Source organism: Burkholderia sp. AU19243 (assembly GCF_018148075.1).
Classification (GTDB): domain Bacteria; phylum Pseudomonadota; class Gammaproteobacteria; order Burkholderiales; family Burkholderiaceae; genus Burkholderia; species Burkholderia latens_A.
Window position 1 is genome coordinate 142698 of sequence record NZ_JAGSTV010000010.1, and the last position, 23751, is coordinate 166448.

A 23751-nucleotide genomic window follows, 5' to 3' on the forward strand; every position below is an offset into this window, starting at 1 on the left:
ATGCGTGTGCGCGGTGCGGCAGGGTGCGCCGCGCCGCGCGAACGTCGCGCTCAGAGCGCGTGGGCCTGGTCGCCGGCGACCGGTGCGGTGCTGCCCGGCGCGTCGGCCACGTAGCGCAGTTCGCGGTTCAGCACGCGGTTCGCGCGGGCGCGGTCGATGTCGTTCTCCCACACCGCGACGACGACCGTCGCGACGCAGTTGCCGATCAGGTTGGTCAGTGCACGGGCGATGCCGACGAACCAGTCGACCGGCAGGATCAGCACGAGGCCGAGCACCGGAATCGCGGGAATCGCCGACAGCGTCGCCGCGAGGATCACGATCGCCGAGCCGGGAATGCCGTGCGCGCCCTTCGACGTGACGAGCGACACGAGCAGCACGACGATCAGGTCATGCGTGGACAGCGGCGTGTTGGTGGCCTGCGCGATGAACAGCACCGCGAGCGTCAGATAGATCGAGAAGCCGTCGAGGTTGAACGAATAGCCGGTCGGGATCACGAGGCCGACCGTCGAATCCTTGATGCCCATGTATTCGAGCTTGCTCATCACCTGCGGCAGCACTGCATCCGAGGACGCCGTGCCGAGCACGATCGACAGTTCCTCGCGCAGGTAGCGGATCAGCTTGAACACCGAAAAGCCCGCGATCCGCATCACGATGCCGAGCACGACCGTAACGAACACGAAGCAGCTCAGGTAGAACACCGCGACGAGGTAACCGAGTTGCTTGAGCGACGCGACGCCGTACTTGCCGGTCGTGAACGCAATCGCGCCAAGCACGCCGAGCGGCGCGAGCTTGATGATGAAGCCGATGATGCGGAAGAACACGTGCGACAGCTCCTCGATCAGGCTGTTCACGCGCTGCGCCTTGTCGCCCAGCAGCGACAGCGCGGAGCCGAACAGCACCGCGAACACGAGGATCTGCAGGATGTCGCCCTTCGCGAACGCGTCGATCGCGGTCTCGGGAATGATCTTCATCAGATAGCCGGCCGTATCCTTCAGGCTTTCTGCATTCTTCGCGTACGTCGACAGCGACGCCGCATCGAGCGAGCGCAGGTCGATGTTCATCCCGACGCCCGGACGCGTGAGCCACGCGAGCACCAGGCCGATGCCGAGCGCGAGCGTCGTCATCACCTCGAAGTAGACGACCGCCTTCAGGCCGACCCGGCCGACCTTCTTCAGGTCGCCCGCATTGGCCATCCCGCTGACCACCACGCAGAACACGATCGGGCCGATCACCATCTTGATGAGCTTCAGGAAGCCGTCGCCGAGCGGTCGCAGCGACTCGGCGAAATGCGGGAAGAACGCGCCTAGCGCGACCCCGAGAATTAATGCGACGACTACCCGGCCAAACAGCGAATTGAGGAATTTCGACACGGCGCTCTCCCGATCCAACGGTTGCAGTTTCGTCTGTTCATACTGGTAAGACCAGTGATGTTATGGTCGATAGTAGGAAGCCGATATAGTCGCGTCAAGGCCAAACAAAATAGGGATTTCCCGCCCTTTGGGGCCGCGCCGCCGCCCCCGCGCGCGGTTCGATCGTGGCTTTCCCGTAGGACGGTCGTGTACCCGGCGCGTGCGGATTACAATGCCGGTCAGACCGGCCATCGCTCACATCATGAAGAACGTTCCGCACACTGTGACCGACGCCGCCATCGCGACGATCCGCGACCGGATCGAGGCAGGCGTATATCCGGTCGGCAGCCTGCTGCCGGCCCAGCGCCAGCTCTCAGAGGAGCTGGAGATCAGCCGCGCGTCGCTGCGCGAAGCGCTGTCCACGCTGGAAGCGCTCGGCATGCTGCGCATCCGCGCGGGCAAAGGCGTGTACGTCGAAAGCGCGCAGGCGACGGCCGCGCATCCGTGGCAGTTCGCCGAGCAATCGTCGCCGCCCGACACGTACCAGATGCGCTACGCGCTCGAAGGGTTCGCCGCGCGGATGGCCGCCCACGTCGTCACCGACGACGACATTGCGTGGTTCGAGGAGAATCTCGCCGGCCTGCACGTCGCGCTGACCGAGAGCGCGCTCGACGAAGCGGCGCGGCTCGACTTCGATTTCCACATGCGGATCATCCATCTCGCCGGTAACGCGGCAATCGAGTCGGTGCTGCGCAGCAGCGCTGACGTCATGAAGGAAAGCCAGCGCATGCCGTTCTACCGGCGCGAGCTGCTGCTGTCGACGTGGCACGAGCACCGTGCGATCGTCGACGCGCTGATCGCACGCGACGCGGCCGCAGCCGGCGCCGCGATCGAGACGCACATCGCGAACGCCGCGCAGCGCGCGGGCGTCTTTTTCCCGACGCCGCGCATCTGACGCAACCCGAGGCCCGTTACGGGCGCGAGCGGCTCACGTCGCGGCGGTCGCGCGCCGGCGTGCGGCCGCCACGCGGTGGCCGGCTGCTGCTTCGCCGATGCGACCTGCGCGACCCGCGAAGGCACGTACGCAAACCGTCGCGTGCGTTTCGCGGCGCAATAAAAAACCCGGCCGGGACAGCCCGGGCCGGGTTCGTTCGCTGCGTCGGCCGCCCCGCGGCGGCCGCGCAACGTGCGCGACGACTGCGATTACTTCGCGTTCGCGAATGCGATCGCCGTATCGAGCATGCGGTTCGAGAAGCCCCACTCGTTGTCGTACCAGCTCGACACCTTCACGAGACGGCCCGACACCTTCGTCAGCGTCGCGTCGAACGTCGACGAAGCCGGGTTGTGGTTGAAGTCGATCGACACCAGCGGTGCGTCGTTGTAGCCGAGGATCCCCTTCAGCGCGCCTTCCGATGCTTCCTTCATGATCGCGTTGACTTCCTCGACCGTCGTGTCGCGCTTCGCGATGAACGACAGATCGACGATCGACACGTTGATGGTCGGGACGCGAATCGCGTAGCCGTCGAGCTTGCCGTTCAGTTCCGGCAGCACGAGGCCGACAGCCGATGCGGCACCCGTCTTCGTCGGGATCTGGCTGTGCGTGGCCGAACGCGCGCGGCGCAGGTCTTCGTGGTAGACGTCCGTCAGCACCTGGTCGTTCGTGTACGCGTGGATCGTCGTCATCAGGCCGGTTTCGAGGCCGATCTTGTCGTTCAGCGGCTTGACGAGCGGTGCGAGGCAGTTCGTCGTGCACGATGCGTTCGAGATCACCGTGTGCTCGGCCTTCAGCACGTTGTGGTTCACGCCGTAGACGATCGTTGCGTCGACGTCCTTGCCGCCCGGCGCCGAGATGATCACCTTCTTCGCGCCGCCCTTCAGGTGGGCGCTCGCCTTTTCCTTCGTCGTGAAGAAGCCCGTGCATTCCATCACGACGTCGACGCCCAGCTCGCCCCACGGCAGCTCGGCCGGGTTACGGTTCGCAAGCACGCGGATCTTGTCGCCGTTCACGACGAGGTAGTCGCCGTCGACCGACACTTCACCCGGGAACTTGCCGTGCGCGGTGTCGTACTGGGTCAGGTGCGCGTTGGTCTTCGCATCGCCCAGGTCGTTGATCGCGACGATCTCGAGATCGTGCTTCTTGCCGTTTTCATAGAACGCGCGCAGCGTGTTGCGGCCGATACGGCCGTAGCCGTTGATTGCGACGCGGATCGTCATGGTCTATCTCCTGATGGCTGAAAAAATTCGTTTCGTGCAGCTTCACGGTGCGACGCGCGCGAGGGGCCGCGCGCGTCGCGAATGCTTTTAGGCCAGCACGGCCTTCGCGGTCTCGACGACGTGCTCGACGGTGAAGCCGAAGTACTTGAACAGCACGCCGGCCGGCGCCGATTCGCCGAACGTGTCGATCCCGACGACGCCGCCTTCGAGGCCGACGTACTTGTGCCAGAACGCGGTCACGCCGGCTTCGATCGCGACGCGGCGCACGCCGTGCGGCAGCACGCGTTCGCGATATTCGGCGTCCTGGCGGTCGAACACGGTGGTCGACGGCATCGACACGACGCGGGCCGCGATGCCCTGCTGCGCGAGCGGCTCGACCGCCTTCATCGCCAGCTCGACTTCCGAGCCCGTCGCGATCAGGATGATCTTGCGCGCGACGATCTCGTCGTCCCAGTCCTTCAGCACGTAACCGCCCTTGTCGATGTTCGCGATCTGCGCATCGGTGCGCGGGTTGAACGCGAGGTTCTGGCGGCTGAAGATCAGGCTCGACGGGCGGTCGGCGGCAACCGCGTGCGTCCAGGCAACGGCCGTCTCGACCGTGTCGGCCGGACGCCATACGTCGTGATTCGGAATCAGGCGCAGGCTCGACACGTGCTCGATCGACTGGTGCGTCGGACCGTCCTCGCCGAGGCCGATCGAATCGTGCGTGAACACGAAGATCGACGGAACCTTCATCAGCGCGGCCACGCGCAGCGCGTTGCGGCTGTAGTCGGAGAACGTCAGGAACGTGCCGCCGAACGGCTTGTGGCCACCGTGCAGCGCGAGGCCGTTGATCGCGGCGCTCATGCCGAATTCGCGCACGCCGTAGTTGATGTGGTTGCCAAGCAGCACGCCCGCACCTTCCGGATTCGCGCGCACTGCCTTCGATGCCTTCCAGTTGGTGAGGTTCGAGCCGGTCAGGTCGGCCGAACCGCCGAGCAGCTCCGGCAGTACGGCGGCAAGCCCTTCGATCGCCTGCTGCGACGCCTTGCGGGTCGCGACCGTTTCGGCGCGCTCGTTCGCCGCGGCGATGATCGCGGCCGCCTTCTCGGCCCAGTCGGCCGGCAGCTTGTTCGCCATCCGGCGTTCGAATTCAGCGGCTTCGGCCGGATACTTCGCGCGGTACTGCGCGAACGTGTCGTTCCATGCCGCTTCGGCGCGCTTGCCGGCTTCCTTCGCGTCCCATGCCGCATAGACTTCCTGCGGAATCACGAACGGCTCCCACGTCCAGCCGAGCGCCGCGCGCGTCTTCGCGATTTCTTCCGCGCCGAGCGCCGCGCCGTGCACGTCGTGGCCGCCCGCCTTCGTGGCCGCGCCCTTGCCGATCACCGTCTTGCAGCAGATCAGCGTCGGCTTGTCAGACAACTTCGCTTTCGCGATCGCCGCGTCGACCGCCTCGACGTCATGGCCGTTCACGTTCGGGATCACGTTCCAGCCGTACGCCTCGAAGCGCTTCGGCGTGTCGTCGTGGAACCAGTTGACGACGTCGCCGTCGATCGAGATGCCGTTGTCGTCGTACAGCGCGATCAGCTTGTTCAGCTTCAGCGTGCCCGCGAGCGAGCAGGCTTCGTGCGAGATGCCCTCCATCAGGCAGCCGTCGCCGAGGAACACGTACGTGTGGTGATCGACGATCTTCGCGCCGTCACGGTTGAACTCGTCCGCCATCAGCGCTTCGCCGAGCGCCATGCCGACCGCGTTCGCGAGACCCTGGCCGAGCGGGCCGGTGGTCGTCTCGACGCCCGGCGTGATCCCGTATTCCGGGTGGCCCGGCGTCTTCGAGTGCAGCTGGCGGAAGTTCTTCAGCTCTTCCATCGGCAGGTCGTAGCCGGTCAGGTGCAGCAGCGAGTACAGCAGCATCGAGCCATGGCCGTTCGACAGCACGAAGCGGTCGCGGTCCGCCCAGTGCGGGTTCGTCGGATTGTGCTTCAGGTGGCGCGACCAGAGCGCCACGCCGATTTCGGCCATGCCCATCGGCATGCCGGGGTGACCGGAGTTCGCTTGCTGGACGGCGTCCATCGCGAGCGCACGGATCGCGTTGGCCATCAGGGTGGTGGAGGCGGGAGACGAAGTCGTCATGTCGAGTCCGGAGAACGAGTCGAGGAAACGGGGGCACGGCGGCATCCGCAAGCTCGAGCGTCGATCGTTCCCGGCGCGCGGTGCGGCGCCTGACGGACGCGAAGCGGACGGAGCCTACGGACGGGGCTGCAAAGCTCGTCATTTTAACAGATGGGCCGACATTTCCCCTGCCGGTGCGCGGTGTTCCGGCACGCATTTCCATCGAACCGCGCGCCTCCTATAATTCAGGCGTCGGAACTGCCCGCCCCGAGCGGCCCCCGCCCTTGAGCACGACCCTTCTATTTCATCCCACACCCGATGTCGCTTACGGCTTCCCGAACGCCCGGCGGCTCGCGCACGTCGCATCGCCGCATCAGCACATCGAGGTCTGGGAGACCGCGCAGCTCGGCCGCCTGTTCACGCTGGACGGCCGGCCGATGACGTCGGTCGGCGACGAGTACGTGTACCACGAGTGCATGACGCATCCTGCCGCGCTCGCGCACCCGTGCCCGCGGAAGGCGCTCGTGCTCGGCGGCGGCGACGGCGGCGCCGCGCGCCAGTTGCTCAAGCACGCGTGCATCGAGCGGATCGTCGTCGCCGAGCTCGACGACGAAGTGGTCGGCATGGCGCGCCGCTATCTCGGCGACGTGCACCAGGGCGCACTCGACGACCCGCGCGTCGAAGTCGTGATCGGCGACGCCGCGCATTTCGTCGCGTCGACCGTCGAGCATTTCGATCTGGTCGTGTTCGACCTCACGCCGCCGGACTCCCCCGCGGCCGGCCTCTATACGCGCGAGTTCTACGCACGACTGAAGCGGATCCTCACGCCGCGCGGCGCGATCTCGATGCACCTCGGCTCGCCGGTGTTCCATGCGGCGCGCGTCGCCGCGCTGCTCGACGACCTGCGCGCGAGCTTCGCGTTCGTCGATCCGTTGTCCGCGCACGTGCCGCTGTACGGTTCGCAATGGCTGATGGCGATCGCAAGCGACACGCTCGATGCGGCCGCGCTGTTCGCGCACGACGTCGACGAGCGGCTCGCCGCGCGCTGCGTCCACGGATTGCGCTACTACGATGCGCGACTTCATGCGGCCCTCTTTGCCCTGCCGCGCACGCTGCGCGATACACTGGGCGTTCGCCGCTGAACTTCCTGGAAAGCGCGTTGTTGTGCGGGCTCGTCGCGCTCATCGCCCTCATCGCGTTTCTCGCGCGAACCGCCTGCGACACGCAATCCCGGAACGACAGAGGCCGCCCGCCGCGATGGCCGCGATGCATCGCGCGCCGTCGACGGGGCCCCGGCGCCGATTGCCGTTGTACCGCACGGCGCAGGACGGGAGCCGCTGCTGGAGCGCCAATACTGTTCGACCGCAAAGCATGGGAACAGAGTAAGCGCTGAAGCGCCCACACTGTTCGACAGGAGATTTTCATGACCGATCCACGTCCGGCCAACGTGCCTTGGTTGACGCCGTATCTGGCCGTCCGCAATACGCAGGCGGCCATCGAGTTCTTCAAGGCCGCATTCGGCTTCGCGGTGCGTGACGTCCACGACGAAGACGGCGCGATCATGCACGTCGAGATGTCCTACCGTGATCAACTGATTGTGATGTTCGCGCCGGAGGGCGCGTTCGGCTCGATCGCGCTCACGCCGAAGAGTGCGCATGCAACCGCTCCGCAGTCGTTTTATCTGTATGTCGACGACGTCGATGCGACCTGGCAGCGCGCGCTCGACGCCGGTGCGAAATCGCTGAGCGCGCCGCAGGACCAGTTCTGGGGCGATCGCTTCGCGCAGGTCGAGGATCTCGACGGCTACCGGTGGGCACTCGCGTGCCGCCTCGACGCACGGAGCCGTACCGAGCATGAGTGAAGCCACCACCACCGCAGCCGTGCCGCGCTTTTTCGTCGAAGCGGCGCTGCGCACCGATGCGACGCTCGCGCTGCCCGCCGACGTCGCCCGCCACGCGCAGGTGCTGCGGCTGCAGCCCGGCGACGCGCTTGCGCTGTTCGACGGCAACGGCGGCCAGTACCGCGCGCGCCTCGTCGAGATCGACAAGCGCAACGCGCTCGCGCAAATCGACGCGTTCGATCCGGCCGAGGCCGAGCCGCCCTATCGCGTGACGCTCGCGCAAGGGATCGCCGGCGGCGACAAGATGGACTGGGTGATCGAGAAGGCCGTCGAACTCGGTGTCGCGGCCGTCGTGCCGCTGTCGACCGCGCGCGGCGTCGTGAAACTGTCCGGGGAGCGAGCGGACAAACGCGTCGCGCACTGGCGCGGCGTTGTGCGCGCATCGTGCGAGCAATGCGGGCGCAACCGCGTGCCGGACGTCGCGGCAATCCGCGGCTTCGGCGCGTGGCTCGATACGCTGCCGGCCGCACCGGCCGACGGCGAGCTGCGGCTGCTGCTGTCGCCGCGCGCGAGCATCCCGTTCACGTCGCTGCCCGATGCGCCGCCTGCATCCCCTGTCACGCTGCTGATCGGGCCGGAAGGCGGATTGTCGCCGGACGAGGAAAACGCGGCCCGTGCGCACGGCTTCACCGCGCTATCGCTCGGGCCGCGCGTGTTGCGTACCGAGACGGCCGGCGCGGCCGTGCTCGCGGCGCTCGCCGCACGTTGGGGCGGCTGGTGAGCGGCGATCGCTGAACGCGCGGGGCCGCGCCAGGTCCGCGCGTACCCCCCCCCCCGAGCGTGCCGCTGCACGCGCCGTGCAAACGCAAAAAAGCCCGCTCGACGCGGGCTTTTTTGGCAATTCGGCTGCGACCGACGCGGTATGCGATGCGCGGGTTACGCGAACGAATAGAACACGCGGAACGCGACCTTGCGCTCGGCCCAGAATTCGGCGGCCTCGCGGAACACGTCGAGCAGCGTTTCGCGCCCTTCCTTGTCGAATTTCTGTGCGATCGGCAGCCCTTCGAGGACGATCACGAAACCGGGCTGCGCGCCGGCCTTCGCAACGAGGTCGGTCAGGCAGTCGTACAGCGCGTCGTAGTTCTTGCCGAAATGCTTCGGAAACAGGAACGAGGTCGCGATCGTTTCCATCACTTCCTGCTTCGACTGCGCGGCGCCGCAATACGCGTACAGGAAATGCTGGCCGAGCCGACCGGCTTCGTCGGCGAGATCCTGCACGCGGAACGCGCGGATCGACTGCACGAGATTGGGTCGCACGGTCGTGAAAAGGCTCATAGGCTCCTCGTTCGATGAAAGCCCGGGCTCGGCCGCCGGCTGCTCCGGCGCGCCGCCGGCCTGTGCCGCCGCGTGTAGTTGCATCACGCGCTGAAACAGATTGCCGTCGCCGGCCGCGAACAGTTCCGCCGCCGCCGTGTCGTGCGCGTAGATGGAGTCGCTCATGCCGTTCATCCCGAAGTCATTCAACAATACGTTTAAAACTGTTGTAGTGGTCGTCCGTGTAATAACAGTTGTCGATCCGGCGCAATGGCCCGCCGCAGACGATCCGGCGCGCGCCGCGATTGCGCGCGCGCGGCGTCGGCACCGTGTACTCGTGGTAGTAGCCGCGCTTCGCCTTCGGCAGAATCCGCTCGCGGTTACCGAAAACGACGCCGTCTTTCTCGTACGGGTAGGGACCACCGGCGCCGATCAGGCCGAGCGTTGTCACGGCTTCGCGAGGCAAGCGGGCGGTCGGGATCGTATCGACCCCGCCGACGGCCATGTCTGCCGACGCGGCCTGCCGTGCGTAAGCGGCGGAAACCAGACTGCCCGTCGGCGTGCCGACGATACCCATCGCGAACATCGCGAAGACGGACGCGAGCGCGCCGTTGCGGAGCCACTTGCGTGCCATGAACCAGGGTTCCCGCTGTTAAATCAAGTAGTTGACGACCAACCAAAGGCGTTAGCGTAGCGCTATTGTTCGCGCGAATCAATGTTCGTTTGGGAAACGAAAGCGTCACGCCGCGCCAAACCGCGCATTTTTTACCGAAACTAGACTACATTTATCTTTCATGAGATAAAATATGCGCGGCATCTCTGTCATGGCAAGACTCTGCCTCCTTGCCACGCTCGTTACCCGGAGTGGAGAGATGCTGCTGTTGCTTTATGGGAAGCGCGGTTGCGCCCTGCCCGGCGGCGTGCCCATTGCGGGCACGCCCCTTTTTGCGTTTGTTTACAATTTCGCCCGACGCGCCGCACCGGTTGCCCGGCGCGGCGCGCGTTTCCGGCTCAGCGCGCGGCGTTCACGTCGGCGACCAGCAGGGCCGCCATGTTGACGATGCGGCGAACCGTCGCCGATTCGGTCAGCACGTGCACCGGCTCGGCCGCGCCAAGCAGAATCGGCCCGATCGCGATGTTGTTGCCGGCGGCCGTCTTCAGCAGGTTGTACGCGATGTTCGCGGCATCGATGTTCGGGAGGACCAGGAGGTTCGCGTCGCCTTCGAGCGTCGATTCCGGCAGGATTTCCTTGCGCAGCGCCGCGTCGAGCGCGACATCGCCGTGCATTTCGCCGTCGACCTTCAGCTCCGGCGCGCGCGCCTGCAGGATCGCGAGCGTATCGCGCATCTTCTGCGCCGACGGCGCGTTGCTCGTGCCGAAATTCGAATGCGACAGCAGCGCAACCTTCGGCTCGATGCCGAAGCGCCGCACTTCTTCGGCAGCCATGATCGTGATCTCGGCCAGCTGTTCCGGGGTCGGATCAACGTTCACGTGCGTGTCGACGAGGAAGATCTGGCGGCCCGGCAGCACGAGGCCGTTCATCGCGGCGTACACGCTGCAGCCCGGACGCTTGCCGATCACCTGGTCGATGAAGTGCAGATGGCGGTGCGTGGTGCTGATCGTGCCGCAAATCATCCCGTCCGCTTCGCCCTTCTTCACCAGCATCGAGCCGATCAGCGTCGTGCGGCGGCGCATTTCGACGCGGGCCAGCTGCTCGCTGATGCCCTTGCGCGCCATCATCTTGTAGTACGTCTGCCAGAAGTCGCGGTAACGCTCGTCGTGCTCGGTGTTCACGACGGTGAAATCGGTGCCCGGCGTGAGACGCAGCCCGTAGCGCTGGATACGGTGCTCGATCACCGACGGGCGGCCGATCAGGATCGGCTTCGCGAGCTTCTCGTCGACGATGATCTGGACCGCGCGCAGCACGCGCTCTTCCTCGCCTTCCGCGAACACGACGCGCTTCTTCCCTTCCGGCGCCGCGCGCGCGATCTGGAAGATCGGCTTCATCGTCGTGCCGCTGTGATACACGAATTGCTGCAGATGCTGCTTGTACGCGTCCATGTCCTCGATCGGGCGCGTCGCGACGCCGCCGTCCATCGCGGCCTGTGCGACGGCCGGCGCGATCTTCACGATCAGGCGCGGATCGAACGGCTTCGGAATCAGGTATTCGGGCCCGAACGACAGATCCTGGATTCCGTACGCGGTCGCGACGATGTCGCTCTGCTCATGCTGCGCGAGTTCGGCGATCGCGTTGACCGCCGCGATCTCCATTTCCCGCGTGATCGTCGTCGCGCCGACGTCGAGCGCGCCGCGGAAGATGAACGGGAAGCACAGCACGTTGTTGACCTGGTTCGGGTAATCGGTGCGGCCGGTGGCCAGCACCGCGTCCGGGCGCACTTCGAGCGCGAGCTCCGGCAGGATTTCCGGCGTCGGGTTCGCGAGCGCGAGAATCAGCGGGCGCTCGGCCATCCCCTTCACCATCTCCTGCTTCAGCACGCCGGCGGCCGACAGGCCAAGGAAGATGTCCGCGCCGTCGATCACCTCGGCCAGCGTGCGTGCGTCGGTTTCGCGCGCGAAACGCTCCTTGTCCGGATCCATCAGCTCGGTGCGGCCTTTGTAGACCACGCCAGCCAGGTCGGTCACCGTGATGTTCTCGAGCGGCAGGCCGATGTCGACGAGCAGGTCCAGGCATGCGAGCGCGGCGGCGCCGGCGCCGGATGCGACGAGCTTGACCTTCTTGATGTCCTTGTTCACGACCTTCAGGCCGTTCGTGACGGCCGCGGCCACGACGATCGCGGTGCCGTGCTGGTCGTCGTGGAACACCGGGATCTTCATCCGCTTGCGCGCTTCGCGCTCGACGATGAAGCAGTCCGGCGCCTTGATGTCCTCGAGGTTGATCCCGCCGAAGGTCGGCTCCAGCGCGGCGATCACGTCGACCAGCTTGTGCGGGTCCGACTCGTTCAGCTCGATGTCGAACACGTCGATGCCGGCGAACTTCTTGAACAGCACGGCCTTGCCTTCCATCACCGGCTTCGACGCGAGCGGGCCGATGTTGCCGAGACCGAGCACCGCGGTGCCGTTGGTGACCACGCCGACCAGGTTGCTGCGCGCGGTGAAGCGCGCGGCGTTCAGAGGGTTCTCGACGATCTCCTCGCACGCGTACGCGACACCCGGCGAATACGCGAGCGCGAGATCGCGCTGGTTGATCATCTGCTTGGTCGGAGCGATCGCGATCTTCCCCGGCGTCGGGAATTCGTGATAGTCGAGCGCGGCTTCGCGGAGCTTGGCTTTGGAGGAGGCTTGAGTGGACATGTGTCTCGTGGCGGGCAGATTAGAATAACTGTTCGACGGCATTGTAGCGCCAATCGAAGCCCGCCAGACCGGCGATTCGGGTGCAACAGCCGCGACAAAAATGTACTGAACGGTGCAAGAACGGCGCCGTTCGCTGCGTACAATGCCGTTCCCCTCACCGCTACCGGGTCCGTCCGCCGTGCCAGCCGCCTTGTCCGAGTTTTCGTTGATCGACCGCTTCTTCGCACGCCGTGCCGCCCGGGGCGCAAGGGCGTCCACGCTCGGCATCGGCGACGATTGCGCGCTGATCGCACCGCGATCCGGCAAGTTGATGGCCATTTCGACCGACATGCTGGTCGAGGGCCGCCATTTCTTTCCCGACGTCGCACCCGACGCGCTCGGCCACAAGACGCTCGCCGTCAACCTGTCGGATCTCGCCGCGATGGGCGCCGAGCCGCGCGCGTTCACGCTCGCGTGCGCGCTGCCGCGCGCCGACGCCGCGTGGCTCGAGGCGTTCAGCGACGGCCTTTTCGCGCTCGCCGAGCGGTTCGGCTGCGAGCTGATCGGCGGCGACACGACGAGCGGGCCGCTGAACCTGTGCGTGACCGTATTCGGCGAAGTCGCGCCCGACGCCGCGTTGCGGCGCGATGCCGCGTGCGACGGCGACGACGTGTGGGTGTCCGGCACGCTCGGCGACGCGCGCGCGGGGCTCGGAATCGCGCGCGGCGAATGGACGGCCGGCACGGACGAAGCCGCCGCGTTCCGGCAAGCGCTCGAGCGCCCGGAGCCGCGCATCGCGCTCGGGCTGGCACTCGCGGGTGTCGCCCACGCGGCGCTCGACATCTCCGACGGCCTCGCCGGCGACCTGCAACACGTCCTCACGCGCTCGAACGTGTGCGCGGACATCGACGCCGACGCGGTGCCGCGCTCGGCCGCGCTCGCGACGCTGCCGCCCGACGTGCAGCGGCGCTGCGCGCTCGCCGGCGGCGACGACTACGAGCTGTGCTTCACCGCGCCGGCGGCGGCCCGCGCGGCAGTCGATGCGGCCGGCACGCGCGCCGGCGTCCGGGTCACGCGAATCGGTACAATACGCGCGTTGTCCTCGCCGGCGGAGCGGCCCGCGATCGCGTGGCGCGACGCCGCCGGCGCGCCGCTGACCCTCACGTTGCACGGTTTCGACCACTTCCATGCAGACTGATCCGACGCCCGCGCAACGCGCGGCCGCGCCCGGCGCCGCCGGCGCCGCGCCGCAGCGCGCCACCGCGCGCCTCATGCTGTCGCATCCGGCGCACCTCGTGTCGCTCGGCTTCGGCAGCGGGCTCGCGCCGTTCATGCCCGGCACGTTCGGCACGCTGTTCGGCTGGCTCGCGTTCGTCGTCCTCAACCGCTATCTGACGGTGCCCGAATGGTGGGCGCTGATCGCGGTCGGGTTCGTCGCCGGTACGTGGATCACCGGTTTCACCGCACGCAGGATGGGCACGGCCGATCCTGGCGCCGTCGTCTGGGACGAAATCGTCGCGATCTGGCTCGTGATGCTGTTCGTCACGCCCGCGACCTTCATCGGCCAGTTGTGGGCGTTCGTCGTGTTCCGCTTCTTCGACATGCTCAAGCCGCCGCCGATCCGCTATTTCGACCGTCGCGTGAAAGGCGGGCTTGGCATCATGGTCGACGACCTGATCGCCGCATTCATGACGCTGCTCGTGATCGCGCTGTGGCGCTCCGCCGCCGGCTGACCGATTTCCCGACTCCCGTTTCCCGACGCGCATGCCAACCGATTCCGTCGTTCATCAGCTTGCGATCCGCGCAGGCAACAAGCTGCGTGACGAGCACCTGTCGCTCGCCACTGCCGAATCCTGCACTGGCGGCATGATCGCCGCCGCGATCACCGACATTTCCGGCAGCAGCCAGTGGTTCGAGCGCGGCTTCGTCACTTATTCGAATCAGGCGAAGAGCGAGATGATCGGCGTGCCGCCCGACCTGATCGACAAGCACGGCGCGGTCAGCGAGCCGGTCGCGCGCGCGATGGCCGAAGGCGCGCTGCGCAACAGCCGCGCGCAGGTCGCGCTGTCCGTTACCGGGATCGCCGGCCCGGGCGGCGGCAGCGAGAAGAAGCCGGTCGGCACCGTATCGTTCGCATGGAGCAACCGGCTGCACACCGACGTCGAGACGCTCGTGTTCAAGGGCGACCGCGAGCAGATCCGCACGCAGGCGGCCGCACATGCGCTGCGCGGGCTGCTGAAGCTGCTCGACGAACACGAGCGCTGATCCGCTCGCGCGACGATCGCGACAAGCGCGGGCGGTGCCCCGCGCTGCTTACTGGATCGCGTCGGGTTTCACGACGATCCAGTTCTTGTCCGCGGTCACCGGCAGGCCCAGCGCCTTCTGTTGCGCGGCCGATTCGTCCGACCACGCGCGGATCTGCGTCATCTGCTTGTCTTTCTTGTTCACCCACACGCGCACGCCGCCGTGCGCGACATCGGTCGCATTCAGCAGCATGTAGCCGTCAGATTTCGGCGTGTCGCCCGCGACCAGCACCGGCTTTTTCCACTGGTCGATCCATCCGACGATCGAGCCGAGCTTGCCTTCGTACCACGTCATCGGGTTCATCAGGAACGGCGTGATCACGAGGTCGCGGTTCGCGGCCTCGTCGTACTTGCCGGCCTTGATCTGCAGCCGCGACGTGGTCAGCGCGCCCGTTGCCGGATTGCGCAGCAGCGTCGTCACGCCGATCACGTTCTGCGGCTTCACGTTGTAGCCGTACTTCGGATCGGCCAGCACGAGCCGCGCGAGCTCCTCGTGCGCGGCCGTCATCACGTACACGTCGATCCCGTTCTCGCGCAGCGCGTTGTACAGCTGCTGCATCCCCCGGAAGAAACGCGGCGGGTTCGCGGCACCGTCCACAACCTTGTCGCCCTGCCAGTAACGGATCGGCACCGGCTTGCCGTCGGCGAGCATCGCGTCGATGTGGCGTTTCAGCTCGGCGAGCGACAACCCGGAGAATGCCTGCGCGATCCACGGGTAGCAGACCAGGTCGTCGATCTCGCAGAGCCGATAGTAGTAGCTCGTCAGCGATTCCTTGTAGTCGGCCGAATCCCTGAACGGAATCAGCTTCAGCGACGGATCGAGCGAGTCGCGCGTAAGCACGCCGCGGTTCTCGAGATACGGCAGCAGCGCTTCTTCGAGGTCGTAGCGGTACGTGGTGTTGTCGGCGTCGAACACCGCGTAGTCGCCGCGATGCGCGTGCGCGGCAATCATGTCGTTCAGCGCCTTCGCGCTGTCTGCGGGCCAGTGCGACAAGTCGGCCGCATGAGCGAACGACATGCACAACGACGCGGCAAGCGCGCCCAGAAAACGTCGGGACAGGCGAGGCATGGCGTCACTCCATTCTTGACATTTTTGTTACGGAACGATGACAAGCGGCAGCATCGCGCGTTTGCCGGGCGCGCGTGCGGTGCGAAAGCGACGGGAAATTGTTCGTGCGCGCCAATGCGGCGCAATGCGAAGGCGGGGTATTGCGGCCCGCGAACGCGGGCTCGGCGTTGCACGCGCCGCCCGGAACGGGCGGCGCGGCATTTCAGCGATGCGCGTTGATCGTGTCGCGCGTCTTCTGCGCGGCGAGCGCCGCGGCTTCGGCGAAATCCTCGCCCTTGCTCGCGTAAAGGATCGCGCGCGACGAGTTGATCATCATCCCGGTGCCGTCGGCCGTGCGGCCCGCATTGACGGTCGCCTGCACGTCGCCGCCCTGCGCGCCGATACCGGGAATCAGCAGCGGCATGTCGCCGACGATCCCGCGCACGATCTCGATTTCCTTCGGGAACGTCGCGCCGACCACGAGGCCGAGCTGGCCGTTCTTCGCGTTCCACTTGTTCGCCGCGAGATCGGCGACGATCTGGTACAGCGGTCGGCCGTTCGTCTCGAGGAACTGCAGGTCCGAGCCGCCCGGGTTCGACGTGCGGCACAGCACGATCACGCCCTTGCCTTCATGCTCGAAGTACGGCTCGACCGAGTCGTAGCCCATGTACGGGTTCACGGTGACGGCATCCGCGCGATAGCGCTCGAACGCTTCGCGCGCGTATTGCTCGGCCGTGCTGCCGATGTCGCCGCGTTTCGCGTCGAGGATCACCGGCAGGCCCGGATGCTGCAAGTGAATGTGCGCGATCAGCCGCTCGAGCTGGTCTTCCGCACGATGCGCGGCGAAGTATGCGATCTGCGGCTTAAACGCGCTCGCATACGGTGCGGTCGCGTCGACGATCTGCCGGCAGAATTCGAAGATCGCATCAGGCTGGCCGTCGAACTGCACGGGAAAGCGCGACGGCTCGGGATCGAGGCCGACGCACAGCAGCGAATTCGTGCGCTGCCACGCGGCGCGCAGCGATTCGATGAAAGTAAGCGGGGAAGACATGGCGGGTACTCGCGGCAAACCGTTGGTAGACCGCGTATTTTACCCGCGTCGACGGCGCCCTTCGCGCACGGCCGCATCGACGCGCGCATCGGAGCGCTCGACGGTGAACGTGAAACGGCGCGCAAGCCGCTCGCCCGGCGCGAGCAGCGTCATCCCGTGCGCGGCCGCGCCGCCCGGCAAATTCACCGCATTGATCGGATGATCGACCGGCTCGAAGCAGAAGAACGGCTCGCCCGGCGGCGTATAGAGCACGTAGGCATCGGCGTCGGCCGAGATCGTCAGCGACAGCGCGCGGCGCGGCCAGCTCACCGTCGCGTGGCCGCCCCAGCCGGTGAACGCGTGATTGACGAGCGTCGGCGGCAGCGGATACGCGACACCGAACTGCCAGGCCGGCGGCACGCTCACGTGCCGCACCGGCAAAAAATCGGCGCCCGACAGCCACAGCCCGCCCGCGGCCGCGGCCAGCTCGGTCACGTCGTCGCGCACGAGAAACGGATGCACGCCAAGCCCGAACGGCAGCCGGGCGCGCCCGGCATTCTCGATCGTCAGCGCGATGGACAGCGTCGTGTCGTCGAGCGAGAACGACTGGATCGCGCGAAACGCATACGGCGCACCGCTCGCGCGATCGAGCGACAACTGCAGCGTCGTGTCGGTCGCGTCGTCGACCTGCCAGCACGCGAGCCAGCCGTCGCCGTGGATCGGCAGCGGCTCGTCGCGGCGATTGCGCGGCACCGCGACGCTGCGCCCGTCGCATTCGAACCGGCCGTTGCCGATCCGGTTCGAGTACGGCAACAGCGGATAGCATGCGAGCTGGCTCGGGTCGGTCGCGGTTTCCGGATGCTCGCAGCGGCGGAACACCGGCACCAGCACGCCATGATCGCCCCGCCAGTCGAAGCGGGCGATGCCGCCGCCGAGGTGCGGCAGCACGTCGAGCCGCAACGATGCGTTCGACAGCGTGACGGCCGCAGCGTGCGCGGCGCCCACGCCCTGCGCGAACGCGGCGGTCTGCGGGCCGGCGCTGACCGGCTGCGCGGCGGCCGCGAGACGCGCGCGGCGCGACTGGCTCGTGGACGACGATGCGCGCGAGGGCGTGGCAGTCATGGTGAGCTCCTTTTCTTCGTCGATGAAACGATACGAGGTGCCGCGCGAGCACGAACCCCGGCAATCAGGCCCAGCCGCCGTCGACCACCACGTCCTGCGCGGTGATCATCCGGCTGTCGTCGGCCGCGAGAAACAGCGCCATCCGTGCGAGATCGTCCGGCAGAAGCTCGGCGTCGATGCACTGGCCGGCCTTGATCGCGGCCCGGCCCGCGTCGTCGAGCCACAGCCTGCGCTGCTTGTCGGTCATCACCCAACCCGGCACCAGCGAATTCACGCGGATCCCGAATGGCCCGAGATCGCGCGCGAGCCCGCGCGTGAGCCCCTGCACGGCTGCCTTCGCGATCACGTACACGGGATATCCGCCGTTCTTCAGCATCCAGCTGATCGAGCCGAGATTGATGATCGCGCCGCCGCGGTGCTGCTTCATGTCGTCGATCACCGCCTGCGCGGCAAAGAACTGGTGACGCAGGTTCACCGCGATGCCCGCGTCGAACGATTCGGGCGTCACGTCGCCGATCGCATGGCGCATGTCGTTCGCCGCGTTGTTCACGAGCACCGCGATCGCGCCGACCCGCGCACGGATCGCGTCGATCGTCCGGCGCAGCGCGTCGATGTCGGTCAGGTCGCACGGCAGGAACAGCGGCGCGTGGCGCACGTGCGGCTCATGCGCGAGGCGCTCGGCAAGCGCGGCGCCCGCGTGCGCATCGAGGTCGACGAACGCGACGCGCGCGCCCTGTCGCGCAAAGTGCTCGACGAACGACGCGCCGATGCCGGTCGCGCCGCCCGTGATCAGCACCGCGCGATCCTCGAGGCTCGGGTAGCGTGCATAGCGCGCGTCGGCCGCCGTGGCGTGCGCATCCTGCGCGGATGTTTCGATGGTCATGCGTATCGTCTCCGTGGAATCGGTCAGTCGCGCACGCCGCGGTTCTTCAGCTGGTCGAGCAGCACAGCCGCGAGCAGGATCGCGCCACGCACCAGGTACTGGTAGAACGCGTCGATGTTCAGCAGGTTCATCACGTTCTCGACGGTGCCCATGATCAGCACGCCGATCACGACGCCGGAGATCGTCGCGCGGCCGCCCATCAGCGACACGCCGCCGAGCACGCACGCAGAGATCACGTTCAGCTCGAATCCCTGCGCGGCGTTCGGCTGGCCCGACGTGATGCGCGACGCGAGAATCACGCCGGCGAGCGCCGTCACCGCGCCCTGAATCAGGAAGATGTACACGCGCGTGCGTTCGACGTTGATCCCCGCGAGCCGCGACGCTTCCGGATTGCCGCCGATCGCGAGCGTGTTGCGGCCGTACACCGTCTGGTTCAGCAGCACGCCGAACACGATGAAACACAGCAGCGTGACCCAGATCGGCAGCGATACGCCGAACAGCGTGAGGCCGCCGAGCGCGATGAACGTATCGGACGACACGCCGACCGCCTGCCCCTTCGACACGATGAAGCCGAGCCCGCGCACGATTTCCATCGTCGCGAGCGTCGTGATCAGCGCGTTGATGCGCAGGTACGCGATCACCGCACCGTTCACGAAGCCGATCGCCGCACCGGCCGCAACCGCCGCGACGATCGCGACGAACGTGTTGTCGGTCGCGTTCAGCACCATCGCGCACAGCACGCCGGAGAACGCGACGGTCGAGCCGATCGACAGGTCGAAGTCGCGCGACGCGAGACAGAACATCATCGTGCACGCGACCATCCCGATCTGCGAGATCGACAGCGCGAGGCCGAGCATGTTGTCGATCGAGAAGAAGTGATCGACCGTCAGCGACATCGTGATGAACATCACCGCGAAGATCGCGATCAGGCTGTATTCGGTGAGGTGCTGCCACCACTTCTGGCGATCGCTCTGCTGCGGCACCAGCGCGTCGGCCGACGGCTTCACGGCTGCGCTGGCGAGGTTTTCCCTGACTTGCATGGTTGTGTCTCCTGCTCCTGCATCGCGCGGCCCGCGCCGCGCTTGATCGATTCGAAAGTCCTGCGTCGCACGCGGCGACCTCAAACTGCGTCAGCCGCCTCGACGACGCTCGTCTGCGGCAGCGCGAGGCTCAGCACCGCATGTTCGTTCGCCCGCTCGCGCGGCAGCTCGCCGGCGATTCGCCCTTCGCGCATCACGACGATGCGGTCGGACACGCCGAGCACCTCCGGCAACTCAGACGACACCATCACGATCGCGCAGCCGCGCTCCGCGAGCCGGTAGATCACGTCGTAGATCTCGTGCTTCGCGCCGACGTCGATGCCGCGCGTCGGCTCGTCGAGGATCACGACCTTCAGGTCGGGCTCCGCGAGCCAGCGCGACAGGATCGCCTTCTGCTGGTTGCCGCCCGACAGGAAGCGGATCTTCTGCCGCCGGCTCGGCGTCTTGATCTTCAGCCGCTGGATGAAGCGGTCGGCCGTTTCGGTTTCGGTCTTGCGGTCGATGAAAAGCCCTGCGCGCAACGAATGGCGGCGGCAGCTGATGTTGATGTTCTCCGCGACCGATGCCATCGCGATGATCCCTTCCTCCTTGCGGTCCTCCGGACACAGCACGATCCCGTGGCGGATCGCGTCGCCGGTGCGCTTTACGTCGATGCGCGTGCCGTCGAGCGTCAGCGTGCCCGCGCGCCGGCGGTCCGCGCCGTACACGAGCCGCATCAGCTCGCTGCGGCCGGCGCCGACCAGCCCGAAGAAGCCGACGATCTCGCCCGCGCGTACCGAGAAGCTCGCCGGCTCGCGCAGCGCCGGGCCGTCGATGCCTTCGGCCGAGAAGCGCACGTCGCCGAGCGCGCGCGGCGCGTAATGGTAGATGTCCGAAATCTCGCGCCCGACCATCTCGGCGACCAGCCGCTCGCGCGGCACGTCGGCCAGCGATTCGTGCGACGCGATCTTGCGCCCGTCGCGGAAGATCGTGCACGCATCGCAAAGCCGGTAGATCTCGTCCATCCGGTGCGAGATGTAGATCAGCGCGCGACCCTGCGCGCGCAGGTCGTCGACGAGCTTGAACAGCACCTCGGTCTCCCGATGCGACAACGAGCTCGTCGGTTCGTCGAGCGCGATCACGCGTGCATTGCGCATCAGCGCCTTGCAGATCTCGACCATCTGCCGCTGCGCGATCGACAGCCGCCCGAGCTTCGCGTCCGGATCGAGATCGACGCCCATCGCGGCGAGCCGCTCGCGCACGTGGCGCTTCGCCTCGCCCTTTCTTACCCAGCCGAGCGCATTCGGCAGCCGGCCGAGCAGCAGGTTCTCCGCGACCGTCAGGTCGGGCACGTACTGCAGTTCCTGGTGAATCACCGCGATGCCGGCCGCGATCGATGCGGCCGCACTCGAAAAATGCACGGGCTGGCCGTCGACCAGCACGCTGCCCGCGTCGGGCTGGTATTCGCCGCCGAGAATCTTCAGCAGCGTCGACTTGCCCGCGCCGTTCTCGCCCATCAGGCCATGCACCTCGCCCGCGTGCACGTCGAACGAGATGCCGTCGAGTGCGCGCACGCCGGGAAATACCTTGCCGATATTGTCAAAACGCAGTGCCGCTGACACGTCGTCTCCCCACTTGCAGATCCATCGATTGCCGGCCGCGCGTCGCCGCGGCGGCCGGCAAGCCGCTTACTTCGATGCGAGCCCCATCTCCTCGCGCACCTTCGACACGTTGTCGCGCGTCGCGAGCATGCCCGTCGTCAGCGTCAGCGCCGGCGGGGCCTTGCCTTGCGTGATCCACGCATACATCAGGTCCGAGGTTTCCTCGCCGTGGCGCTTCGGGCTGATGATCACGGTGCCGTAGAAACCCGTCGGCTGCGGCTTCTTGAACTCGTTCAGCGCCGAATCGGAGCCGCCGATGCCGATGCCGATCATGTTGTCCGCCTTGAAGCCGCGCCCTTCGGCCGCGCGCACCGCGCCGAGCACGGCCTCGTCGTTCAGCCCGTACGCGACCCAGTGCTTGAACTGCGGGTTCTTCGTGAGCGCGATGTTGGCCGCGTTGAACGCGTTCTCGGTGTCGGTCTTCGCCTGCGGCGCCGCGATCACGTTCGCCTTCGGGAAACCGGCCGCGACCAGCGCGTCGGTCGCGCCGCTCGTGCGGTCGTGCGCGGTGGGCAGCTGCTCGTACGTGATGTCGATCGCGCCGACGTCCTTCATGTTCCAGCCGCGCTTCTTGATCTCGGCCGCGATGCCGTCACCCACCTGCTTGCCGATGTTGTATGCGGAAATCCCCATGTGCGGCACCGACTCGATCGGCTTGCCCGCGCCGTCGACGAGACGGTCGTCGACCGTCATCATCTTCAGGTTGTGGGACTTCGCCTTCGCGACGATGCCCGGCCCGAGCTTCACGTCGGGCGTGCAGATGATGAAGCCCTGCGCCTTCTGCGCGGACAGGTTGTCGATCGCGCTCATCACCTTCTCGCCGGACGGCGCACCGATCTTCACGAGCGTGAAGCCCTTGTCCTTCGCGGCCATCTCGGCGAATTTCCATTCGTCCTGGAACCACGGCTCTTCCGGCTGCTTCACCAGGAAGCCGATCTTGACCGGATCGGCCGCGTGCGCGATCGGGCTTCCCATCACCACCGCGGCCGCGGCCGCCAGCGTTACGAACGTTCTGCGTTTCATCTCCAGTGTCTCCTTGTCTTCATCGAACGGGATACAGCCGCTTGTTGGTTTCGACGCAGCGTGCGCGCGGCCGTCGCACGTGCGGTCTTTCGAATCGTCGCGTCAGTCGTGGTACAGCGCCGCGCGCCCGCCGTCGACGGTGATGCACGCGGCATTGATGAACGGCGCCTCGTCGGATGCGAGGAACACCGCCGTCATCGCGACCTCCTCCGGCTTGCCGATCCGCTTCATCGGCTGCAGTGCGAGCGTCTGCGCCCGCGCCGCGGCCGGGTCGGCCTGCGCATCCCACCAGTCGCGCGTGAGCTGCGTCTCGATGTAGCCCGGCGCAATCGCATTCACGCGCACGTTGCGCGCCGCATATTCGATGCCGAGGGCGCGCGTGAGGCCCAGCACGCCGTGTTTCGCGACCGGGTAAGGAAAACATCCCGGGATGATCCGGAACGCGTGCGTCGACGCGATGTTCACGATGCTGCCGCGCCCGCGCTCCACCATTCCCGGCAGCGCCGCGCGACAGCCGTGCCACACGCCGTCGAGGTCGACCGCGAAGCACCGGCGCCAGTCGTCGTCCGTCATCGTCAGCGGATCGGCGAATACGTTGATGCCCGCGTTGTTCACCAGCACGTCGAGCGGGCCGAACGCGGCTTCGGTCTGCGCGAGTGCGTCGCGCACCGACTCCTGGCGCGTGACGTCCGCATGCAGCGGCAGCACGCGCGCGCCGTCGACGGCGTCGGCGGTCGCCGCAGCCGTGCGCCGTGCGAGCGGGAAGTCGACGTCGACGAGTGCGACGGCCGCACCCTCGCGCGCAAACGCGAGCGCAATCGCCGCGCCGATTCCGCGGCCCGCGCCGGTCACCACGGCGACCTTGCCTGCGAGGCGATCCATCATGCGGCTCCGCCGCGCGCGGCGCGCAGGCCGGCCTGGAACGCACGCGCATTCGCCGCGGTCGCGTCGGCGGACTGGCCGGGCCGGTACAACGCCGAGCCTAGCCCGAACCCATTCGCTCCGGCAGCGAGGAACGGCTGCATGTTGTCCGGCGCAATGCCGCCGACCGGAATCAGCGGCACCGCGCGATCGATCACCGCGCGCCACGCCTTCACGACCGGCACGCCGAGCTGCTCGGCCGGAAACATCTTCAGCACGTCGGCGCCGTTCGCGAGCGCGGCGAACGCCTCGGTCGGCGTCGCGACGCCGGGCGCACTCGCGAGCCCGCGCTCGCGCGCGCGGCGGATCACCGCCGCATCGCTGTGCGGCATCACGATCAGCGCGCCGCCCGCGTCCTGCACGCGGTCGACGAACTCGGCGCGCAGCACGGTGCCCGCGCCGACGATCATGTCGTCGGGCAAAGCACGGCGCAGCGCCGCGATGCTGTCGAACGGATCGGGCGAATTGAGCGGCACCTCGACGATCCGGAAGCCGGCTTCATGCAGTGCATGACCGTGGTCCGCCGCCTCGGCGGGCGTGATCCCGCGCATGATCGCGATCAGCGGGCACGCGTCGAAGGCGCGCATCAGCGCGGCGTTCGGCATGTACGGCGCGGGCAGCGTTAGGTCGGGCGACATC

Annotated in this window: 22 protein-coding genes; 7 read left to right on the forward strand and 15 right to left on the reverse strand. The window is 67.3% G+C overall.

Annotated elements, in window-relative coordinates:
- Positions 1-50: 50 nt before the first annotated feature.
- Positions 51-1370, reverse strand: a complete 1320-nt coding sequence (locus KDW55_RS19685; protein WP_059547842.1) for a C4-dicarboxylate transporter DctA — start codon at positions 1368-1370, stop codon at positions 51-53.
- Positions 1371-1581: 211 nt separating this feature from the next.
- Between KDW55_RS19685 and KDW55_RS19690 the strand changes: the two genes are divergently transcribed.
- A complete protein-coding gene (locus tag KDW55_RS19690; protein ID WP_174554664.1) occupies positions 1582-2304 on the forward strand; it encodes an FCD domain-containing protein in 723 nt (240 codons plus the stop codon).
- Positions 2305-2552: 248 nt separating this feature from the next.
- Here the strand turns inward: KDW55_RS19690 and gap are convergent, their stop codons facing one another.
- Complete coding sequence (gene gap, locus KDW55_RS19695; RefSeq protein ID WP_040143388.1) at positions 2553-3563, reverse strand: type I glyceraldehyde-3-phosphate dehydrogenase; 1011 nt, start codon at positions 3561-3563, stop codon at positions 2553-2555.
- 87 nt (positions 3564-3650) lie between these two features.
- Positions 3651-5723: a transketolase gene (gene tkt, locus KDW55_RS19700; protein WP_212160896.1), complete on the reverse strand. Its 2073-nt coding sequence runs from the start codon at positions 5721-5723 to the stop codon at positions 3651-3653.
- Between the two features lie 218 nt (positions 5724-5941).
- Between tkt and speE the strand changes: the two genes are divergently transcribed.
- The 3 genes from speE (at position 5942) to KDW55_RS19715 (ending at position 8278) form a co-directional block, all read left to right on the forward strand.
- On the forward strand, positions 5942-6799 hold the full coding sequence (gene speE, locus KDW55_RS19705) for a polyamine aminopropyltransferase (protein ID WP_040143386.1): 858 nt from the start codon (positions 5942-5944) through the stop codon (positions 6797-6799).
- Positions 6800-7080: 281 nt separating this feature from the next.
- Positions 7081-7518, forward strand: a complete 438-nt coding sequence (locus KDW55_RS19710) for a VOC family protein (RefSeq protein WP_040143385.1) — start codon at positions 7081-7083, stop codon at positions 7516-7518.
- The gene (locus KDW55_RS19715) at positions 7511-8278 is read left to right on the forward strand and encodes a 16S rRNA (uracil(1498)-N(3))-methyltransferase (RefSeq protein WP_040143384.1); all 768 of its coding nucleotides are present in this window, start codon (positions 7511-7513) and stop codon (positions 8276-8278) included. The genes KDW55_RS19710 and KDW55_RS19715 overlap by 8 nt, the downstream gene beginning before the upstream one ends.
- A 155-nt stretch (positions 8279-8433) precedes the next feature.
- Here KDW55_RS19715 and KDW55_RS19720 read toward each other — a convergent pair whose 3' ends face one another.
- The 3 genes from KDW55_RS19720 to KDW55_RS19730 form a co-directional block, all read right to left on the reverse strand.
- Positions 8434-8997, reverse strand: coding sequence for a barstar family protein (locus tag KDW55_RS19720; protein ID WP_040144874.1), 564 nt, complete (start codon positions 8995-8997; stop codon positions 8434-8436).
- A 16-nt stretch (positions 8998-9013) separates the two neighbouring features.
- The gene (locus tag KDW55_RS19725) at positions 9014-9445 is read right to left on the reverse strand and encodes a ribonuclease (protein ID WP_069240965.1); all 432 of its coding nucleotides are present in this window, start codon (positions 9443-9445) and stop codon (positions 9014-9016) included.
- A gap of 377 nt (positions 9446-9822) precedes the next feature.
- The gene (locus KDW55_RS19730; protein WP_282972519.1) at positions 9823-12165 is read right to left on the reverse strand and encodes an NADP-dependent malic enzyme; all 2343 of its coding nucleotides are present in this window, start codon (positions 12163-12165) and stop codon (positions 9823-9825) included.
- A 100-nt stretch (positions 12166-12265) separates the two neighbouring features.
- Here KDW55_RS19730 and thiL point away from each other — a divergent pair, with 100 nt between their 5' ends.
- The 3 genes from thiL to KDW55_RS19745 are packed head-to-tail and all read left to right on the forward strand — an operon-like array spanning position 12266 to position 14367.
- Complete coding sequence (gene thiL, locus KDW55_RS19735) at positions 12266-13300, forward strand: thiamine-phosphate kinase (protein WP_144245422.1); 1035 nt, start codon at positions 12266-12268, stop codon at positions 13298-13300.
- Entirely contained in the window at positions 13290-13835 is a 546-nt protein-coding gene (locus KDW55_RS19740) for a phosphatidylglycerophosphatase A (protein WP_040143380.1), read from the forward strand. Before thiL ends, KDW55_RS19740 begins: the two co-directional genes overlap by 11 nt.
- Before the next feature lie 31 nt (positions 13836-13866).
- Complete coding sequence (locus KDW55_RS19745; protein WP_040143379.1) at positions 13867-14367, forward strand: CinA family protein; 501 nt, start codon at positions 13867-13869, stop codon at positions 14365-14367.
- A 48-nt stretch (positions 14368-14415) separates the two neighbouring features.
- Here KDW55_RS19745 and KDW55_RS19750 read toward each other — a convergent pair whose 3' ends face one another.
- From KDW55_RS19750 to KDW55_RS19790, 9 genes are all read right to left on the reverse strand, one after another.
- Positions 14416-15474 (reverse strand): haloacid dehalogenase-like hydrolase, encoded by a 1059-nt coding sequence (locus KDW55_RS19750; protein WP_212160895.1) that lies wholly within the window; start codon positions 15472-15474, stop codon positions 14416-14418.
- 202 nt (positions 15475-15676) lie between these two features.
- Complete coding sequence (pyrF, locus tag KDW55_RS19755; RefSeq protein ID WP_209824926.1) at positions 15677-16504, reverse strand: orotidine-5'-phosphate decarboxylase; 828 nt, start codon at positions 16502-16504, stop codon at positions 15677-15679.
- 39 nt (positions 16505-16543) lie between these two features.
- Positions 16544-17605, reverse strand: a complete 1062-nt coding sequence (locus tag KDW55_RS19760; RefSeq protein ID WP_212160894.1) for an aldose 1-epimerase — start codon at positions 17603-17605, stop codon at positions 16544-16546.
- 64 nt (positions 17606-17669) lie between these two features.
- Positions 17670-18488 (reverse strand): SDR family oxidoreductase, encoded by an 819-nt coding sequence (locus tag KDW55_RS19765; RefSeq protein WP_040143375.1) that lies wholly within the window; start codon positions 18486-18488, stop codon positions 17670-17672.
- Positions 18489-18511: 23 nt separating this feature from the next.
- The gene (gene araH / locus KDW55_RS19770) at positions 18512-19528 is read right to left on the reverse strand and encodes an L-arabinose ABC transporter permease AraH (RefSeq protein WP_040143374.1); all 1017 of its coding nucleotides are present in this window, start codon (positions 19526-19528) and stop codon (positions 18512-18514) included.
- Between the two features lie 80 nt (positions 19529-19608).
- Positions 19609-21129 (reverse strand): L-arabinose ABC transporter ATP-binding protein AraG, encoded by a 1521-nt coding sequence (gene araG, locus KDW55_RS19775; protein WP_069240961.1) that lies wholly within the window; start codon positions 21127-21129, stop codon positions 19609-19611.
- A 66-nt stretch (positions 21130-21195) separates the two neighbouring features.
- On the reverse strand, positions 21196-22191 hold the full coding sequence (locus tag KDW55_RS19780) for an arabinose ABC transporter substrate-binding protein (protein WP_059547855.1): 996 nt from the start codon (positions 22189-22191) through the stop codon (positions 21196-21198).
- 102 nt (positions 22192-22293) lie between these two features.
- The gene (locus tag KDW55_RS19785) at positions 22294-23073 is read right to left on the reverse strand and encodes an SDR family oxidoreductase (protein ID WP_040144873.1); all 780 of its coding nucleotides are present in this window, start codon (positions 23071-23073) and stop codon (positions 22294-22296) included.
- Entirely contained in the window at positions 23073-23750 is a 678-nt protein-coding gene (locus KDW55_RS19790) for a 2-dehydro-3-deoxy-6-phosphogalactonate aldolase (RefSeq protein WP_059547893.1), read from the reverse strand. Before KDW55_RS19790 ends, KDW55_RS19785 begins: the two co-directional genes overlap by 1 nt.
- Position 23751 lies beyond the last annotated feature (1 nt).

Coding starts and splice junctions, on each gene's coding strand:
- KDW55_RS19690 (WP_174554664.1), top strand. CDS start 1,582: ATGCCGGTCAGACCGGCCATCGCTCACATCATGAAGAACGTTCCGCAC.
- gap (WP_040143388.1), bottom strand. CDS start 3,563: ATGACGATCCGCGTCGCAATCAACGGCTACGGCCGTATCGGCCGCAAC.
- tkt (WP_212160896.1), bottom strand. CDS start 5,723: ATGCCGCCGTGCCCCCGTTTCCTCGACTCGTTCTCCGGACTCGACATG.
- KDW55_RS19710 (WP_040143385.1), top strand. CDS start 7,081: ATGACCGATCCACGTCCGGCCAACGTGCCTTGGTTGACGCCGTATCTG.
- KDW55_RS19715 (WP_040143384.1), top strand. CDS start 7,511: ATGAGTGAAGCCACCACCACCGCAGCCGTGCCGCGCTTTTTCGTCGAA.
- KDW55_RS19720 (WP_040144874.1), bottom strand. CDS start 8,997: ATGAGCGACTCCATCTACGCGCACGACACGGCGGCGGCGGAACTGTTC.
- KDW55_RS19725 (WP_069240965.1), bottom strand. CDS start 9,445: ATGGCACGCAAGTGGCTCCGCAACGGCGCGCTCGCGTCCGTCTTCGCG.
- KDW55_RS19730 (WP_282972519.1), bottom strand. CDS start 12,165: ATGCCGTCGAACAGTTATTCTAATCTGCCCGCCACGAGACACATGTCC.
- thiL (WP_144245422.1), top strand. CDS start 12,266: ATGCCGTTCCCCTCACCGCTACCGGGTCCGTCCGCCGTGCCAGCCGCC.
- KDW55_RS19740 (WP_040143380.1), top strand. CDS start 13,290: ATGCAGACTGATCCGACGCCCGCGCAACGCGCGGCCGCGCCCGGCGCC.
- KDW55_RS19745 (WP_040143379.1), top strand. CDS start 13,867: ATGCCAACCGATTCCGTCGTTCATCAGCTTGCGATCCGCGCAGGCAAC.
- KDW55_RS19750 (WP_212160895.1), bottom strand. CDS start 15,474: ATGCCTCGCCTGTCCCGACGTTTTCTGGGCGCGCTTGCCGCGTCGTTG.
- pyrF (WP_209824926.1), bottom strand. CDS start 16,504: ATGTCTTCCCCGCTTACTTTCATCGAATCGCTGCGCGCCGCGTGGCAG.
- KDW55_RS19760 (WP_212160894.1), bottom strand. CDS start 17,605: ATGACTGCCACGCCCTCGCGCGCATCGTCGTCCACGAGCCAGTCGCGC.
- KDW55_RS19765 (WP_040143375.1), bottom strand. CDS start 18,488: ATGACCATCGAAACATCCGCGCAGGATGCGCACGCCACGGCGGCCGAC.
- araH (WP_040143374.1), bottom strand. CDS start 19,528: ATGCAAGTCAGGGAAAACCTCGCCAGCGCAGCCGTGAAGCCGTCGGCC.
- KDW55_RS19780 (WP_059547855.1), bottom strand. CDS start 22,191: ATGAAACGCAGAACGTTCGTAACGCTGGCGGCCGCGGCCGCGGTGGTG.
- KDW55_RS19785 (WP_040144873.1), bottom strand. CDS start 23,073: ATGGATCGCCTCGCAGGCAAGGTCGCCGTGGTGACCGGCGCGGGCCGC.
- KDW55_RS19790 (WP_059547893.1), bottom strand. CDS start 23,750: ATGTCGCCCGACCTAACGCTGCCCGCGCCGTACATGCCGAACGCCGCG.